This window comes from Lentzea sp. NPDC058436 (assembly GCF_042721515.1).
In the GTDB taxonomy this organism is placed as follows: Bacteria; Actinomycetota; Actinomycetes; order Mycobacteriales; family Pseudonocardiaceae; genus Lentzea.
Genome location: NZ_JBHXLF010000002.1, coordinates 834,971 through 851,237 on the forward strand (window position 1 = coordinate 834,971; position 16,267 = coordinate 851,237).

General features: G+C 71.0%; 12 protein-coding genes. 2 read left to right on the forward strand and 10 right to left on the reverse strand.

Features of this window, described 5'->3' with window-relative positions; translation table 11 throughout:
- The first annotated feature begins 106 nt into the window (after window positions 1-106).
- A complete protein-coding gene (locus tag ACFWN2_RS11165; protein ID WP_382426675.1) occupies window positions 107-1,447 on the forward strand; it encodes a collagenase in 1,341 nt (446 codons plus the stop codon).
- 43 nt (window positions 1,448-1,490) lie between these two features.
- On the opposite strand, the gene ACFWN2_RS11170 is transcribed toward ACFWN2_RS11165, so the two are convergent.
- The 9 genes from ACFWN2_RS11170 to ACFWN2_RS11210 form a co-directional block, all read right to left on the reverse strand.
- Complete coding sequence (locus ACFWN2_RS11170; protein WP_382426677.1) at window positions 1,491-4,004, reverse strand: CHAT domain-containing protein; 2,514 nt, start codon at window positions 4,002-4,004, stop codon at window positions 1,491-1,493.
- A complete protein-coding gene (locus ACFWN2_RS11175) occupies window positions 4,001-4,459 on the reverse strand; it encodes a hypothetical protein (RefSeq protein WP_382426679.1) in 459 nt (152 codons plus the stop codon). Before ACFWN2_RS11175 ends, ACFWN2_RS11170 begins: the two co-directional genes overlap by 4 nt.
- A complete protein-coding gene (locus ACFWN2_RS11180) occupies window positions 4,456-5,058 on the reverse strand; it encodes an RNA polymerase sigma factor (protein WP_382426681.1) in 603 nt (200 codons plus the stop codon). The genes ACFWN2_RS11175 and ACFWN2_RS11180 overlap by 4 nt, the downstream gene beginning before the upstream one ends.
- Window positions 5,059-6,651, reverse strand: coding sequence for a S8 family serine peptidase (locus ACFWN2_RS11185; RefSeq protein WP_382426682.1), 1,593 nt, complete (start codon window positions 6,649-6,651; stop codon window positions 5,059-5,061).
- A 114-nt stretch (window positions 6,652-6,765) separates the two neighbouring features.
- Window positions 6,766-8,955, reverse strand: a complete 2,190-nt coding sequence (locus ACFWN2_RS11190) for a patatin-like phospholipase family protein (RefSeq protein WP_382426683.1) — start codon at window positions 8,953-8,955, stop codon at window positions 6,766-6,768.
- 13 nt (window positions 8,956-8,968) lie between these two features.
- Window positions 8,969-10,630: a P-loop ATPase, Sll1717 family gene (locus tag ACFWN2_RS11195; protein ID WP_382426684.1), complete on the reverse strand. Its 1,662-nt coding sequence runs from the start codon at window positions 10,628-10,630 to the stop codon at window positions 8,969-8,971.
- Between the two features lie 201 nt (window positions 10,631-10,831).
- Entirely contained in the window at window positions 10,832-11,782 is a 951-nt protein-coding gene (locus ACFWN2_RS11200; RefSeq protein ID WP_382426686.1) for a LysR family transcriptional regulator, read from the reverse strand.
- Between the two features lie 19 nt (window positions 11,783-11,801).
- Window positions 11,802-12,695 (reverse strand): hypothetical protein, encoded by an 894-nt coding sequence (locus ACFWN2_RS11205; protein ID WP_382426688.1) that lies wholly within the window; start codon window positions 12,693-12,695, stop codon window positions 11,802-11,804.
- A 3-nt stretch (window positions 12,696-12,698) separates the two neighbouring features.
- Entirely contained in the window at window positions 12,699-13,220 is a 522-nt protein-coding gene (locus ACFWN2_RS11210) for a hypothetical protein (protein WP_382426689.1), read from the reverse strand.
- A 174-nt stretch (window positions 13,221-13,394) separates the two neighbouring features.
- Here ACFWN2_RS11210 and ACFWN2_RS11215 point away from each other — a divergent pair, with 174 nt between their 5' ends.
- Complete coding sequence (locus tag ACFWN2_RS11215; protein WP_382427435.1) at window positions 13,395-14,771, forward strand: aminopeptidase P family protein; 1,377 nt, start codon at window positions 13,395-13,397, stop codon at window positions 14,769-14,771.
- On the opposite strand, the gene glpK is transcribed toward ACFWN2_RS11215, so the two are convergent.
- Window positions 14,768-16,261 (reverse strand): glycerol kinase GlpK, encoded by a 1,494-nt coding sequence (gene glpK / locus ACFWN2_RS11220; RefSeq protein ID WP_382427437.1) that lies wholly within the window; start codon window positions 16,259-16,261, stop codon window positions 14,768-14,770. The genes ACFWN2_RS11215 and glpK overlap by 4 nt on opposite strands.
- Window positions 16,262-16,267 lie beyond the last annotated feature (6 nt).

Consider the following 16,267-nt stretch of genomic DNA (forward strand, 5'->3'; position numbering starts at 1 on the left):
CGGAGTGAACGCGGCCATAGCAGCGCGCTATGAGCGGAAGGGATGATCACGGCACGTCGGGTGGTGTGACGCTCTGGGGCACCTCGAACCCTGCGGAGGACACCCCATGAGATCACTCGCCCTCACCTTGGCGCTCTTAGCCGGCTTGCTGGCTCCCAGCTCGGCTCAAGCCGCCCCTGCCCCAGGCACGCCGAACAGCCCGTTGCTCCCGCCCGCGGTCGCCAGGAACATCCTCCACGCCGCACCCGAATCGACGATCTACCAGGCCGTCACCGACTACCCGGCAGAACTGCGCGCGTTGACCCGCGTGTTGGACAACTACACCAGCGCCGACGACGCGGCCGTGCACGCCGGCATGCTCCTGCTCTACTACGGCCACGCGCAGCCGGAGTTCCTCGCCGCGGTGCGCGCCGAGCCGGAGGTCCTGCGGGCGCTGCGCCGGTTCGTGGTGGGGCACCTGGACCTCTTCGGCACCGAGCGGCAGTACCTGGTCCAGAACGCGACTCGCGAGCTCGGCAGGTTCTTGCAGCACAACGACATCGCGCCGCGCGTGCGTCCGCTGCTCGTCGACATGGCGTCACGAGGTGACGTCGTGGGCCGCCTCGCGCCGTTGTGGGTCGGCGTCGCGGAGATGGTCGACTGGTACGACAAGGCGAACTGCCGCCGGTACGGCACCTGCGACTTCCGCGCGAAGATCGACCGCCGCGTGCTCACCGTCCGGCACACGTGCAGCGCCACGCTGCGGATCCGCGCCCAGCAGCTGACGGCGACGCAGCTCCGTCAGACCTGTGCGTCGCTCGCCGGCCAGGACGCCGCTTTCCACCGCGTGGTGCGGGATCCCGGCCCGGTCGCGGGGGACAACAACACCTCCCTCGAAGTCGTCGTCTTCAACACCGGCAACGACTACCGGACGTACGCCGGGGTGCTGTTCGACATCTCCACCAACAACGGCGGCATGTACCTCGAAGGCGACCCTGCGCTCAACCAGGCGCGGTTCATCGCGCACGAGGCCGACTGGCTGCCCACGTTCGCGATCTGGAACCTCAACCACGAGTACACCCACTACCTCGACGGCCGGTTCGACCTGCACGGCGACTTCGAGGAGAACATGACCACGCCGACCGTGTGGTGGATCGAGGGCTTCGCCGAGCACCTGTCGTACAGCTACCGCGGTGAGGTCTACGCCGACGCGCTGGCCGAGGCGAAGAAGCGGACGTACGCGCTGAGCACGTTGTTCGACACCACCTACGACCACGACGCCACGCGGGTCTACAACTGGGGTTATCTGGCGGTCCGGTACCTCGTGGAGAGGCATCCGGAGGACGTGGCGGCGGTGCTGGCGGACTACCGCGTGGGGGACTGGGCGGGGGCTCGGGACCACCTGACGCGGGTGATCGGCGACCGCTACGACGGCGACTGGTACGGCTGGCTGGCCGTGGTGCGGTAGCAGCCCGCGCCGAACCCGAACAGCCGCGAGCTCCTGCGCCGCCTCACCCGGCCCCGAAGCACACCAGCGGGATGCGGCTCTCCGCCGCGGCGGCGTCCGCCAGGGCTCTGGCGGGCTCCGCTCCGGCGGCCAGCGCGCGGTGGTACGAGCTCATGACCTCCACCGCCAGGTCGTCGGGGACCCGTGCGACGCTCGCGATCACGCTGCTCGTGCCCGAGTGCAGCAGCGCGGCGGTGAAGCCGAGCGCCTCGTCACCCGCGCGGACGTTCGCCTGGCCCACGTCGCAGGCCGAGAGGACGACGTGTCTGGGCGCGCGCTCCAGCCGTGCGAGGTCGTAGGCCATCAGCGGGCCGTCGGCGAGGTCCAGGCACGAGAACAGCACGTTGTCCGGCTCGTGGTGGCCGTGTGCGACGAGGTGGGCGAAGTCGATCCCGTCCAACGCTTCGAGCACGGCCTCCACGGTGGCGGCGGGGCCGGTCACGCACCGCGCCCGCGGGTGGACCGCGCTGATCCCGATGACCTCCTTTTCCGCGTGGGGAAGGCGTGGGCCGCCGACGAGCAGGCCGCCTCGTCGTGGTGCGGGGTTGGTGGCGGTCTGCCGGGCGAACGACCACGTCGACGCGGACAGCGCCACCGTCACGGGTCTGCCGCGGAACTCCGGGAGCAGGCCCCACGGGAGCGCGCTGAGCTGGTTCGTCGGCACCACCACGACGTCCGCGTCTCCCAGCAGGTCGCGCAGCGGGGCGGCGACGCCGGAGCTCAGCAGGCCCACGTGGTGGTTGATCGACCTGATCACCGCCTCCTCCAGGCGCGCAGGCACGCGCCTGCCGCACAACGCGTCCAGGTCGTGCAGCAGCCTGGTGACGGTCTCGACCACGACGCTGGTGCTGCCCAGCTCCACCATGCGGATCCGGCGCCCGTCCACGACCAGGGCCGCGAGCCGGTCGTCGTGGTCGAAGAAGCTCACCATCACCCGGTCCGCGAGCTGAGCCTGCACCGCGGCCAGGCTCACCACCTCACGGCGCGGACCGCCGCCCTCCAGCTGCCAGGTTCGTTGCCGGACCAGTCGTTCGAGGCTCGCGCACCGCGCCCTGGTGGCCGGGTCGGAGCGGTTGCGCAGTTCGGCCTCGCGCAGGTTGTGGTTCAGCTGGCGGAGTTCGGCCAGCGCGTCGCGCACCACCTGGTCTGCGGGCGGGCGGACGGGGGCGAGCCGGAACGACTGGGCGCGGTGGCGTTCCGTCCAGGCGAACACCAGCCGCGGTGAGCCGCCGGCGAGCGCGAGGCCGAGGCCCTGCCTGGCCAGTTCGGCGCCCGTGGTGAAGAGGGCGGCGCGCAGTTCCGTGCTGCCCCAACGGCTTCGCTGCGCGTGCAGCAGGTCGAGGCCGGTGCGCAGTTCGCGCAACGCCCTGCCTCCGTCGCCCAGCCGGGCGCGGACCAGCCTGCGCAGCAGCCGCACCTCCAACGGGCCGCCGCGGCCGCGCACCGCCCGCACCTGCCTGGCCTGCTCAGGGCGTCCGGCGTCGAGCAGGGCGCGGGCGGCGAGCAGGTCGGCGAGATCGGCGTCGTTCGCGAGCCCCAGCGCACGCAGTCTGCCGGCGAGCCGTCCACATCGGACGGACACCGCCGCCGGGGACCGGTTCGTCACCAGGAGAGCCCGCATCGCGGTGAGGTCGGCGACCGCCGCCCACGCGTGGTCGCCGTGGCGGCGGAACCGGCGGCCGGCGCGCACCGCCCAGTCCCGCGCGGTCGCGGCGTCGCCGACGGCCAGCGCCGCCTGCGCGCGGGTCAGCTCGGCCCAGGCGTAGTCCACGCTGAACCGGTCCGCCGTGAACAGCGCGAACGCCGAGTCCAGCTCGCGGGCGGCCTCACCGGCGAGACCCGTCGACAGCAACGCCCGAGCCTTGTCCATGGCCAGTACGGGCAGGTACCCCGCGCCGTGTTCGGCGTAGCGCTCCGCCGCCTCCTCGAACGCGCGCAACGCCGCCGGGATGTCGCCGTCGAGCACGGCGCAGCACCCGACGTCGTGCGCCACCTTGGCCTCGGTGAGCGCGAAACCCTCGCGAGCCGCGATCTCCTTGCAGAGACGGAGGTCCTCCCGCGCGCGGCGGGTCCTGCCGACCCCGATGCCGATCGCGACCCTGGTCAGCAGCGCGGACGTGAGCGTGAACGGGTCCCCGTCGCGCACGAGCAGGGGAACGGCGGCGTCGAGCAGCCGCATGGCCTCGTTCACGCGGCCGGCGCGGTGCAGCACGAGAGCGCGTTGCTGCCACAGGATCGGGCGGTCGCGACCGCTGACGATCACCTCCGCCGCGTCGAGCGTCGCGAGCCCCCGCGCGGTGTCGCCCAGTTCCGCCTCGGCGAGCCCCAGGCTGATCAGCACGTGCGAGGTGAGCACCGGGTGGGCGGGTGCCACGCCCGGCGACCACCGCAGCAACCGCAGCGCCGCCCGCAGCCTCCTGGCACCCGCCGCGGGCCGGCCGGAGTTGGTCAGCAGCGAGCCTTCCTGGCGCATCAGCCGCACCCGGTCTTCGAGCCCCGCGTCCTGCACCGCGCTCACACCACGATCGCGGGCGTCACGACGGTCGTGCCCGCCGCTCGCACGACGAACTGGACGAGACCGCGCCGGGCGTGGTCGACGGCGAACCGGCCCTCCGGCGACACCTCCACCGCGGTCGTGCCCGCCTCGGTGCGGAGCTCGACCTGCTGGTCGCCGGGCGGGGTGAGCCAGCCGTCGATCCGCACGTCACCGTCGTCGCGGACCTGGATCTGCACCATCACGGCGAGCTCGGGACCGCAGTCGAACGTGATCTGCGTGCCGGTCGTGCCACGCGCCCCCGCTCCCTGCAGCGGCGCGGAGTCCTCGATCCGCGCGATGCCGAAGTCCGTCGACTCCACGTCCACCGCGAACTGGGCGCAGGCCACCAGCTCGGCGGGCACCGGTTCGACGGCGGCGTAGAGGGCCTGGAGCTCGTCGAGGAGCCGGAGGTCCTCCGCGTCGAACGGCGGCGTCATGACACCTCCCCGTCCGCGTCGTCGCCGAGCTCGACGCGCAGCTTGCCGAGACACCTCATGCGGGTCGGCCCCACGCTGCCGTGCTTCATGCCGAGCGTCTCCGCGATGAGGCCGTAGTCGGGCCGGGGGATGAACGCGACGATGCGCAGCAGGTCCCGGCACCGCTGTTCGAGTCGCGCCACGGCGGCCCACAGCCGGCGCTGCCGGTCGTCCAGCACCGCCAGCGCTTCAGGACCCGGCACGGCGTCGGTCCCGTCGAGCTCCCGGTCGTCGCCGGTGAGCACCTCCCGCCCGCGACGTTCGCGGACCCGCCAGCTCTCCCGCTTCGTCGTGGTGACCAGCCAGCCCGTCAACGCGACCGGGTTGCGGATCCCGTGCATGTCGCGGAGCAGGCCCAGCCAGGCCGTCTGCACGACGTCCTGGCTGGACTCCCGGTCGAGCCCCTGGGCACGCGCCACGTGCCACAGCAGGGGACTGAGCATCGCGACGAGTTCGTGGAACGCCTGGCGGTCACCGCCACGCGCCGCCACGAACAACGCCGCGACCCCCGCCCAGTCCGTGCCGGGCTCCCCTGTGGACGTGCGATCGCCGGTGCTCATCTAGTGGTGGGCCGCTGTCCGGACCTGGTCGATCGCCTTCTCCGCGCGAACTCTCGCCTGCTCCTGTCTCTCCGCGGCCGTGGCACCGGCGGACTCCATGTGCTGCAGGGCTTTCGCGAGGTGTGCGGCGACGTGCGGAGCCGCGAACGAGGTCCCCGTCCAGACGGCGAACGGGCTGAGCGTGTGGTCGTCCACGTCCGGTGTCTGCCGGTACGGCGGCAGCTTCTGAGCGTTTCGCGCCGCGACCCGCACGAGCGGTTGCCTGCTGGCGTTGGCGTCCTGCGGGAACGTGCTGATCACGTTGACGCCGGACGCGTAGCACGTCGGGGACTCGTTGGAGAACAGGGCGATGCTGCCGTTGGGGTTGAGCGCGCCGACGCTGATCACCGGAGGCCGCACCCCGTCGTCGATCGTGGCGAGGCTCGCGGGGAAGAACCTCCTGTTGGACGCCGCGTTGCCGATCGCGGCCGTCACGATGACACCGCGCTTGCGCAACTCCCTGATCTGCACGGCGATCGCGGACGTCTTCTCGTCGGCCACCGGCCGCTCGAACGCGCAGCCCATCGACAGCGACACCACGTCGACCATCTCGGCCATGTCGGCTGTCCCGAGCGCCCTGTCGACACGGGCGACGAGGGCCTGCAGCGCCGCCACGACGGCACTTTCCCTTGCGACACCGTCACTTCCCATCACGCGGACGGCGAGCACGGTGGCGTCGGGAGCGATCTGCTTGATGATGCCCGCGCAGAACAGGCCGTGCCCGAAGCACCAGTCCTGCGTGCCGATGAACGGGTTTCTCGTCAGCGGCTGGTCCTTGGCGTCGTTCATGACCTCGACGCGGTGCCCCTGCTTGAGCAGGCCCTGACCGGCTTGTGCCACGGCCGCCTGCACCGCGCCGTCGACGACGACGTGCTGCCCCGGCTGCCCGGACATCGGTTGCGTGATGTCCAGCCAGCTGTTCTGGCCGATCCCGGTGTCGAGCACCGCGACCACGGGGCTGCGGCCGAGCTTCAGCGCTGCCGGCGGGGCCGGGTCGAGCGGAGGCATCTCCAGCGCGACGGGCCCGTTCAGATAGCCGTCCGCCACGGGGTTCGCCAGGCCGAACGGAGGCGCGAACCCCTGGATCGCCCCCGGTACACCGCTCAGGTCACCGAGGAGCGAGGCGAACATCAGGTGGTCGAGCCCGACCAGGGGGCCGATCTCCTTGTTGGCCCTGATCGCCTGCACGGCGGTCCACGCGTCGATCGTCACGAGACCTTCGGAGGGCGTCAGCGGGACCGGCACCGCCTGGTCCTGGACATCGTCGTCCGGCAGGTCCGGGACAGGGAAGTCCGGGTCGATGGTCATCTTGACCACCGCGAGCAGGTTGTTCAGCGTCCCCCGGTCCGACCGCAGCAGGCCGATCGGGACCAGCAGCACGTTCGCCACGTACGCGGTCGGCTGCAGAGCGGGCCCGGCCAGCCCTGTGGTGGCGGTCGCGGGGTCGAGCACGCGCGCGCCGTGCCGTTGCAGCACCTCGTCGGGCACCTGGAAGGCGAGCCCGGTGTTCTCCGGTTCCGCTGCGTGCGGCGAATCCGGCCAGTAGATCGTCATGCGGTGTCCCCTCCTCGTCGACTGAGACTCGCCGCCGCACCTGGATGGTGGCCGTCGCGCAGGGGGACCGGACAGAGCCCTTTGACCCCAACCGAGCGGCGGTGTGTCCTCACTTCACAACGGGTCGCGCACGGCCTCGCCAGATACGTGCCCGTTGCCGGTGTGGGCGGGCTCGTGCCGCAACATCTGCGCGGGGATCTCCAGCAGGTCGGCCGCCTGCTTCCCCGCCTCGTACCCGAGCGTCCGGTAGGCCTCGAACTGCTCGTCGGTGAACATCTGCTGGCTCGTGGAGTGGTTGGGGAATCGGCCGTCGCGCGCCTTGAACGCGTGCAGGTCCCAGGTCGACTCCGGGGTCAGGACCGCCTTGGCGTACACCAGCTGCGCGGACTTGAGGTGGTTGGGCGGCGGGTAGGTCACGTCTCCCTGCACCGCCATCCGCGAGCTGACGCCCTCCGCGTCGGGCAGCACGGGCCGCGGGTCCAGCGAGATGTCGACGCCGAGCTCGCTGCGGGCCAGTGCGACGGCACGGCCGATGTCGAGTCCTTCGCCGCTCTGGTCGCAGCTGGCGTCGAAGCACAGCACGTGGGTGCAGCGCCGGCGCAGCAGCTCGACGACACCGAGGTTCTCCCAGTGGCCGCCGTCGGTCAGGTAGATGTACCGGTGGCTCGACTTGGCACCGCCCAGCGCCTCGCGCAGCACGTACAGCGCGCCGGGTTCCAGCCATCCGGCCTGGATCGACCGGGCCGCGCGGACCAGCCAGTGGCGGCGCGGCTCCGGTTCCCCCGAGTCCGGACGCCGGCTCCGGTGGTTCGGGTTCTTGATCCAGACCCCGAGCCGGACGTTGGTCAGCGCCATCAGGAACCGCAGCGGCGGGTAGGTGAACCGGCCCATCAACGGCGACAGCGCCGCGCCGGACACCGCCATGATCGACGGCAGCGTGAGGTGCGTTCCCGGCAGGCCGCCGCGCTGTTCCAGGTCCCTGGTCGGGTGGTAGCCGAAGAGCGGCCCGCCGCTGCGTGCTGTCTCGAAGGTGAACGACTCGGCGAACCGGCCGACCGGCACGTCGTCCGTGGTGAGGTTGACCGCGCAGCAGACGACCAGGTTCGGCAGCCTGCTGCCGCCGGCGGCCTCGCAGTCGGTGAAGTAGAGCTTCTCGTCGTAGGCGATGGGCTCCGCGACGATCCGCCCGTGCTCGTCCTTGGTCCGCTTGAGGGCGAACGCGCTGTTGAGGCGTTCGCGGTAGAAGAGGTGCATGGAGTACCGGCGGTTGTGCATGAACACCGCCATCCACAGCACGATCACGACGTAGACGGTCAGGCCGAAGGCGTCGGCGGGGGAGTCGATGCCCTCGCGGGTGGCGTGCTCCAGCGACGACAGCAGCGGGACCAGGAGCAGGCCCGCGCCCGCCAGCGACGACAGCACCAGCATCAACCGCCGCGCGCGGAGCCTCCTGCTCAGCACCAGCGCCGCGGCGGCGAGCAGCAACGACACCACGAGCCACAGGAAGGCGATCGCGACACGGCCCCGCGTCGTCAGGAACGTCTCGGGACTCTCGTCGAAGATCCGCGACAGCGCCGCCGTCGAGGCGTTCCCGTACAGCTCGCCGAGCACGGGCAGGGTCAGGGCGATCACGACCACGCCGGCGGCGATGAGCAGCCGCGCGGCGTAGCGCTCGGCCCTGGAGTCGCCGTAGTTGCCGGGGTCGCCGTCCTTCATCTGCCTGCGCCAGACGACGAACGCGACGGCGGCCAGCAGGAAGGTCGCGCCGCAGCCCAGCAGCACGCGCACGACGGTGGACTCCGGCAGCTGCAGGCCGTTGAGGTGCAGGTCGGAGAGCCGCAGGCCGAGCCACGACAGCGTCCAGCCCGCCAGCCTGCCCGCGATGATCATGCAGAGGGCGAACGGCAGGTAGTTCACCACGAACCCGTACACGACGCTGATCGCCATCCACAGCTTGCCGACGTGACCCGGTGCCAGGTAGTCGGTGTGCTGGCGCAGGTAGCGCTCCTCCGGGGAACCCCTGCCCCACAACGGTTTCCCGTTCTCGAACTCCGGCTTCGTGTGCGCGGCCGAGAGGGCGAGGGCGCTCGCGATGTAGTTTCCGCCGGACACCGCGGCGAGGTGGTCGGCCTTCTGCAGGATCCCGCGTTCCCCGAGTGCCTGCAGCGCCCCGAGGTTGAAGGCGGCCGACCTGATCCCGCCCCCGGACAGCGCGATGCCCACCCGCAGCTCGCCCGGCGGGTCGTCGAGGTACTCCTCCGCCACGCTGGGCAGCGGCTTCTTGGTGCGTGGTGCGAGAGGCATCGCCGTGCTCCGTTCACGAGTCGAGGTAGCCGAAGGTGTCCCGGTAGTCCTCGCCCTTGGGATCACTGCCGTACGGGTAGGTGGCGTGGGCCTGCCGCGCGCGCAGCTGGGGGAGGGTGCGTTCGAGCAGGTAGCGGGTGAACAACGGGTGGAGGCAGAGGTGGTCCGACTCCTCCTGGCTCACGAGCGGGTAGTCGAACGTGTACTGGAAGTGGGCCTTGTTGTAGCGGCCGGTCTGGCCGAACCGGATCCCCAGCGCCCCCAGGGTGAAGAGCATGGACAGGAGCTCGTCGAAGTCGAGCCTCGTCAGCTTCTTGATGCCCTGCTGGTTGTAGACCTTGTGCAGTGTCCTGGCGGGGAAGGAGATCTCCAGCCGCCCGGTCAGGCGGTGCAGGGCGTCCGCGGCCTCGGGGAAGGTCTCCTTGTAGGCGCTGAGGATTCCGTGCACCAGCAGGCGTTCGGCGTGGCGGGTGCCGGCGATGACCGCGGCCGGGGTGACGTTCCAGGGCGTCGAACCCCTGTCGCGTCTGCTGAACACGCTGTTGAGGATCTGGATCAGATGCCTCGGCAGCAGCTGCGTGTGCCGCAGCAGGTACGCGAGGGGGTCCTCGTCGATGTCGAGTCCACTGTGGATCGTCGGGGGCAGTGCCGCGCGGAGGAGCGCGATGGACGGGTCGGACTCGTCGTTCTGGTCCGCGCGGCGTTGCAGCGCCTCCAGCTTGTCCGGGTGGTGGGCGTGCAGGAACAGCTGAAGCCTCGTGCCCGAGAGGCGCAGGAGCTCCCGCGCGGTCCAGTAAATGGTGAGGTAGCGGCCCTGCAGGTCCTTCTCCGGCGCGGCCGCGACGTCGTGGATGCGGTCCCAGAGCTCGGACGGGAGGCACACCTGAACGCCGAACGGGCGGCCGTCGGGGTGCGACGAGATCATCCCGCCGACGCAGCGGAACAGCCCGGCGAGCACGGGCCGCAGCTCCCGCAGCCGCAGGTGCAGCTCCTCCAGGTTGTCCATGACGATGACCGGGGGCCGCTGCCTGCGGGCCAGCACGGCGCGCAGGACCGTCCTGGCGTCCGAGAACGGCGTCCGGCCGAGCGTCAGGTCGTCGACGGCGTCGCGGAACCCGACCTCGGGGGACTCGCTGATGTTCTTGCGCAGCTGCCGCAGGAACCGGGTCGCGGCCTCGGACTCGTCAGGGTCGCTGTCACCCGCGTTGCCCAGGTAGCTGGTCAGGACGTGGAGGCTGTCCTGCGGGTCGGCCGAGTCGAACGTCCGGTACACGTGGACCAGCGCGACGTGCTCGAACAACGCCTGCCAGAGAGCGGCCCGCTGCCCGACGAACAGTTCGTGGTCGCGGCCGTACTCGTGGAAGACCTTCAACATCTCGTGGTAGACGTCCTCGGTCTGGAGAACGATCCGCGGTCGTTGCCGACCCTCGTCCGAACCGATCAGGAAAGCGGTTTTCCCCGCGCCTTTCCGTCCGATGATGTAGGTCGGCGGCGAGTCCGCGGCGGCCTGCGCGTAGACCCGGTTGTTGCGGTCGAAGAGCTGTTCCGCGTTCGACCGGCCGTGGGTGATCACCTTCTCCGTCTCGATCGGCCCGAAGGGCAGGTGAGCTGTGAGAACCCGTTTCAGCCCGTGCTGGTCCGGCAGGACCTGGTGACGATCTTCTGTTTGGTCCACGACTGTCCCCGCAATGGCGTATCGCACTGGTATCAGGGACTCGTGGCCGCAAGAGGTTCCGTTACGCGAAGTGGCCGATTCGAAATGAGCTCACTCGTTCGTATCAATGCCTCACGCGTAAAAGAGGACATTCTTGATGACATGGATTCGAGCGGAAGTCCCTGTATTCATGAAGGGGACAGTGCAGTGCTCCCGAATACATCAGGTGGACAGCCGCGCCCGCAGTGACGGCTGGACCGACTTCCACCACGCGCGCATCACGGGACTGGCCAGCGCCTGGTCGGAGTAGGCGCCCAGCACCTCGGCGAAGACGCGGCTCGCCTGGCTCCAGGTCAGCCGCTCCCGCCGCCACGCGAACACCAGCCTCATCCGCATCGGCGCACCGGCCAGCGGCCGCACCGCCACCCCCGGACCGCCCTGCGACGTCGGCTCGACCAGCTGGACGGCCTTGCCCGCCGCGATCAGCTGACGCCCGGCCCCGCTCGGCACCTCGAACCGGATCCGCGGCACGAACCCGGCGGCCCGGCAGGCGGCGCGCAACGCCGTGAGCGACCCGTCCTCCGCACCAGGCGGCCCAACCCACGCTTCCCCGGCGAGGTCGGCGAGGTCCACTTCGGACTGTGACGCGAGGGCGTGGTCAGTCGGGATCGCGATGTACACGGGCACCCAGGGCACGACGACCCGTTGCGCCACCCCGCGCGGCAGGCCCAGGTCACCCTCCTCGTCGACGGCGATCACCGCAGCGTCGAGGTGCCCGTTCGCCAGCGCCAGGGCCAGCCCGGTCGACGAGGGGTCGACGACGAGCGTGACGTCGTCGAGCGCCTCCTCCAGCCGGGAGTACAGGGCCGCCACGCACTCCATGTGCACGGACCCGAACCGGACCGGCCCGCCGCGACCGGCCGTGTCCGAGCCGCACGCCTCCAGCTCCACCAGCAGCAACCTGGCCCGTTGCAGCATCTGGGCACCCAGCGGCGTGGGGGCCGCTCCGGAGCGGCCGCGGTCGAACAGCGTGCCGCCGACCATGCGCTCGACCCGCTGCAGGAGGGTGGTGAGCGAGGGCTGGGAGATCCCGAGCTGCGTCGCGGCGCGGGAGAGGCTGCCCGCGTCGCCGATGGCGCAGATCGCCCGCAGGTGCCGGATCTCCAGTTCCATAGCCCGAGGCTATACGGGGTCAGCAGGAGGTGTCGCGCTCGGCTTCGGGGCGCGAGAACTCCAGGCGCACGTCGTTCGAGCGGGGCAGCACTAGGGCGGCGCCGTCACGGCGGTTCCACCCCTTCGGCAGCAGGAAGCTCTGCCCTCCCGACTGCAGGACGAGCACCAGGCCGTCGTAGCGGAACCGGTACGACGAGTCCGCCGCGGTGCACGCGGTCATGGTCACGCCCGGCCCGCGGAACCCGATGTCCTTGGTGCTGAACACGACCGCCTTCTGCATGGTGCCGAGCCTCGTCTCGTACTCGTAGCCCCTGGCCGCCCCGACCGCCGCCGAGTAGTCGTTGACGGCCCAGAACAGGCCGATGCTCGCGAGCACGAACGTGAACGTCCACTGCACCACCGGCACGACCCCCGTGGCGAGCTTGCCGGCGACCGTCGCGTGCAGGCGTTCGGCCAGCGGGAACGAGATCACCCCCAGCGCCACGCACACGCCGGGCAGACCCGGTACGGCGTAGAGCAGGGTGGGCACCGCGAGCCCGGTCAGCCCGAGGAGCAGCAGGGCCAGGCCGAGCGCCACGAGCACCGGCACGGCGCGCCTGGCCAGGACGCGCCACGTCTTCGGCGCCAGGGCCGCGTGCAGGAAGCGGTAGCCCCACAGCGCCGCGAGCCCCGCGGCGGACAGGACCGTCAGCGGCACGAACATGCCGTCCGCGCTGCGGATCAGGTAGTCGGGCGCTGACAGGCCGAGCACCGAGTAGTGCACGCCGAACCACTCGCAGAAGAACGTCGCGTGCCGTACGCCGAAGTAGAACAGCAGTGCGGTCAGCACGGTCGTTGGTGCCAGCAAGGAGCCGAACACCTTCAACGCCCTGGACGGCGCCTCGTCCTTCGGCTTGGTGGGAGCGGCGCGCACGGCTCATGCCCCGGCGCAGTTGATGTCGTTGTTGACCCTGAACGTGATCGTGCCCTTCTCGTACAGGGGATCGGGAACCTTGATGCCGCCCTCGACGATCACGCAGTCCCCGAGGGTGCCGGTGGATCCGTCGACGACGAGCGCGTAGCCGACACAGGGGACCTCGCCGGGACACACAGGTGCCAGCTGGACCTGGATCGCTTCCCAGGCGGACGGGAACGACTGCCCGACCTGCGACTCGATGGTCCCGCGCAGGCCGGACGGGAGCACCCAGCGGTCCGGCGGCTTCGGCGGCGGTGGTGGTGGCGGCTTCGTCGTGGTGGTGGTGACGCGCGGCGGTGGTTTCGGCGCCTGTGTCGTCGTCGTGATCGCTGGTGGTGGCGCGACGATCTCGGTCGTGGTCTGAGTCGTCGTGGTCGTGACCTCGACGGACCGCACCGGTGGCGGCGGCGAGACGGGCGCGGGCGGCTGGCCACAGGCGGCGAGCGCGGCGACGGTCAGCAGGCAGATGTGGATTCGGTTCATGGCGGATGCCTCCTCCAGTAGGTAGGGGCGTGCCGCCGACCGGTGGATACACCCGGCGCGTTCCATAACCTGAAGCTATGGCCAAGTGGGATTGGCGGGACCCGTCCGAGGAGGGGAAGGCTGGTAGCAAGGACAACTCTGGAAGGACCCGAATTGGCTCGGACACGCCGCGACATGGCGAAACTGGTGGACGCGGACGGTTTCCGCACGTACATCCGCGACGGCTGGGGCGAGTGGGACAGCTCCGTCGACCTGCCCCAGGGGACCGCCGAGGCGGCCGCGGCCCATCGCGCCAGGCTCACCGCGGCGCTGCCGGGCAAGCGGATCGCGCTGGCCGCCGGGCGGGCGCACGTCCGGTCGAACGACACGTTCCACGAGTTCCGCGCCGACAGCGACTTCGTGTGGCTGACCGGCTGCCAGGTCGAGGGCGCCGTGCTGGTGCTGACCGACGACGACGCGACGCTGTTCGTGCCGGTGCCGTCGGAGGCCCACAGCGTCGACTTCTTCGGTGACGCCGACCGCAGCCCGTTCTGGATCGGCGCCGCCGCCGGTCCGAAGGAGTGGGGTGACGCGCTCGGCATCACGGCCCGCCCGATCGAGGAGCTCGCCGGTTCGCTGCGCGGCCGCCACCCCGAGACGCTCGTCGCGAAGGGCGTCGACCCGCTGCTGGACGCCGTGACCGGCTCGCACAGCGACGAGCTGCGCACCGTGCTCGCCGAGCTGCGCCGCATCAAGGACGACTGGGAGATCGACCAGCTCCGCCAGGCGGTCGACGCGTCCGTGAAGGGCTTCGCCGACGTCGCCATGGAGCTCGGCCAGGCCGTGCGCGGCGGGGGAGAGCGCTGGTTGCAGGGCACGTTCGACCGCCGCGCCCGCACCGAGGGCAAGGGCCCCGGCTACACCTCGATCGTCGCCGCCGGCCCGCACGCCCCGGTGCTGCACTGGACGCGCTGCGACGGCCGCGTGAACGACGCCGACCTGCTGCTGCTCGACGCCGGCGTCGAGATGAACTCGCTCTACACCGCCGACGTCACCCGCACGTTCCCGGTGAGCGGTGAGTTCAGCGCGCCGCAGCGCCAGGTCTACGACCTCGTCCTCAAGTCGCACGTGGCCGCTTTGGCGGAAGTGCGGCCGGGCAACGACTACAGCGCCTTCCACCACACCGCCATGCGCGTGCTCGCCGAGGGCCTGCACGACTGGGGCCTGCTGCCCGTGAGCGTCGACAAGGCCCTGGACCCGAGCGGCCAGCACCACCGCCGCTACATCGTGTGCGGCACCGGCCACTTCCTCGGCCTGGACGTGCACGACTGCGCCGACGCCCGCCAGGAGACCTACCAGCAGGGCATCCTGGAACGCGGCATGGCGCTGACGGTGGAGCCCGGCCTGTACTTCCACCCGAACGACGAGACGCTCCCGCCGGAGCTGCGCGGCATCGGCGTGCGCATCGAGGACGACCTGGTCGTCACGTCGACGGGTGCGGACGTCCTGTCGGACTCGCTGCCGATCGAGGCCGACGAGGTCGCGGCCTGGGTGCGCAAGCAGCGCTCCTAAGTGGACGGACTGGAGCGGGCCCACGCGAACGTGAGTTCCACGGCCCGCTTCCAGTTCGCGTACTCGTCCTCCCGGTACTTCGCGTCCATCACCGGGTTCCACCGCGCGGCCAGGTGCCAGTTGCGCCGCAGCCCCTCCAGGTCCGGCCAGTACCCGGCGGCCAGACCCGCGGCGTAGGCGGCGCCCAGCGACACGGTCTCGGCGACCAGCGGCCGCTGCACCGGGATGTCCAGCACGTCGGAGATGAACTGCATCAGCAGGTGGTCGGCCGTCATCCCGCCGTCCACCTTCAGCACCGGGGTCGGGGCGCCGAGGTCGGCGTTCATCGCGTCCACGACCTCGCGCGTCTGCCAGCCGGTCGCCTCCAGCACGGCCCGCGCCAGGTGTCCCTTGTTGATGTACGACGTGAGCCCGACGACGAGTCCGCGTGCCTGCGCGAGCCAGTGCGGCGCGAACAACCCGCTGAACGCCGGCACGATGTAGCAGCCGCCGTTGTCCTTGACCGTGCGCGCCAGCGTCTCGATCTCCGGCGCCGAGTGGATCAGCCCGAGGTTGTCGCGGAACCACTGCACGAGCGACCCGGCCACGGCGATCGAGCCCTCCAGCGCGTACGCCGGTTCGCCGCCGATCTGGTAGCCGATCGTGGTCAGCAGCCCGTGCTTCGACCGCACCAGTTCGGTGCCGGTGTTCATCAACAGGAACCCGCCGGTGCCGTACGTGCCCTTGATCGATCCCTTCTCGAAGCACGTCTGCCCGAACAGCGCCGCGTGCTGGTCGCCCAGGGCGGCGGTGATCGAGATGCCCGGCACCACGCGCGTCGTCACACCGCTGATCTCGGTCGACGGACGGATCTCCGGCAGCATCACCGAAGGCACGCCGAAGAACTCCAGCAGCATCGGATCCCATTGCCGCGTCGAGAGGTTCATCAGCATCGTCCGCGACGCGTTGGTCACGTCCGTGACGTGCAGACCGCCGTTGACGCCGCCGGTCAGGTTCCAGATCAGCCAGGTGTCCATGGTGCCGAACAGGACGTCGCCGCGTTCGGCCTTGGCGCGCAACCCGGCGGTGTTGTCGAGCATCCAGCGCAGCGAAGGCGCCGAGAAGTAGGTCGCCAGCGGCAGGCCGCAGCGCTCGCGGACCTCCTCGATGCCGGGCTGTTCGCCAAGTCGCGCAACGAGTTCCTCGGTGCGGATGTCCTCCCAGACGATCGCGCGCCCGATCGGGACGCCCGTGTGCCGGTCCCACAGCACGAACGTCTCGCGCTGGTTCGTGATGCCCATCGCGACGACCTGCTCGGCGCTGATCCCCGCCTGGCGCAACGCCTGCGGCACGATCCGGTCGACGTTGCGCCAGATCTCCACGGCGTCCTGCTCCACCCAGCCCGGCCGCGGGTGGTACTGCCGGTGCTCGCGCTGCGCGACCGCCACGAGGCGGGCGTTCTGGTCGAACACGATGCAGCGCGTCGACGTCGTGCCCTGGTCGATCGCCATTACGAA

Coding starts and splice junctions, on each gene's coding strand:
- ACFWN2_RS11165 (WP_382426675.1), top strand. CDS start 107: ATGAGATCACTCGCCCTCACCTTGGCGCTCTTAGCCGGCTTGCTGGCT.
- ACFWN2_RS11175 (WP_382426679.1), bottom strand. CDS start 4,459: ATGACGCCGCCGTTCGACGCGGAGGACCTCCGGCTCCTCGACGAGCTC.
- ACFWN2_RS11180 (WP_382426681.1), bottom strand. CDS start 5,058: ATGAGCACCGGCGATCGCACGTCCACAGGGGAGCCCGGCACGGACTGG.
- ACFWN2_RS11185 (WP_382426682.1), bottom strand. CDS start 6,651: ATGACGATCTACTGGCCGGATTCGCCGCACGCAGCGGAACCGGAGAAC.
- ACFWN2_RS11190 (WP_382426683.1), bottom strand. CDS start 8,955: ATGCCTCTCGCACCACGCACCAAGAAGCCGCTGCCCAGCGTGGCGGAG.
- ACFWN2_RS11200 (WP_382426686.1), bottom strand. CDS start 11,782: ATGGAACTGGAGATCCGGCACCTGCGGGCGATCTGCGCCATCGGCGAC.
- ACFWN2_RS11210 (WP_382426689.1), bottom strand. CDS start 13,220: ATGAACCGAATCCACATCTGCCTGCTGACCGTCGCCGCGCTCGCCGCC.
- ACFWN2_RS11215 (WP_382427435.1), top strand. CDS start 13,395: ATGGCGAAACTGGTGGACGCGGACGGTTTCCGCACGTACATCCGCGAC.
- glpK (WP_382427437.1), bottom strand. CDS start 16,261: ATGGCGATCGACCAGGGCACGACGTCGACGCGCTGCATCGTGTTCGAC.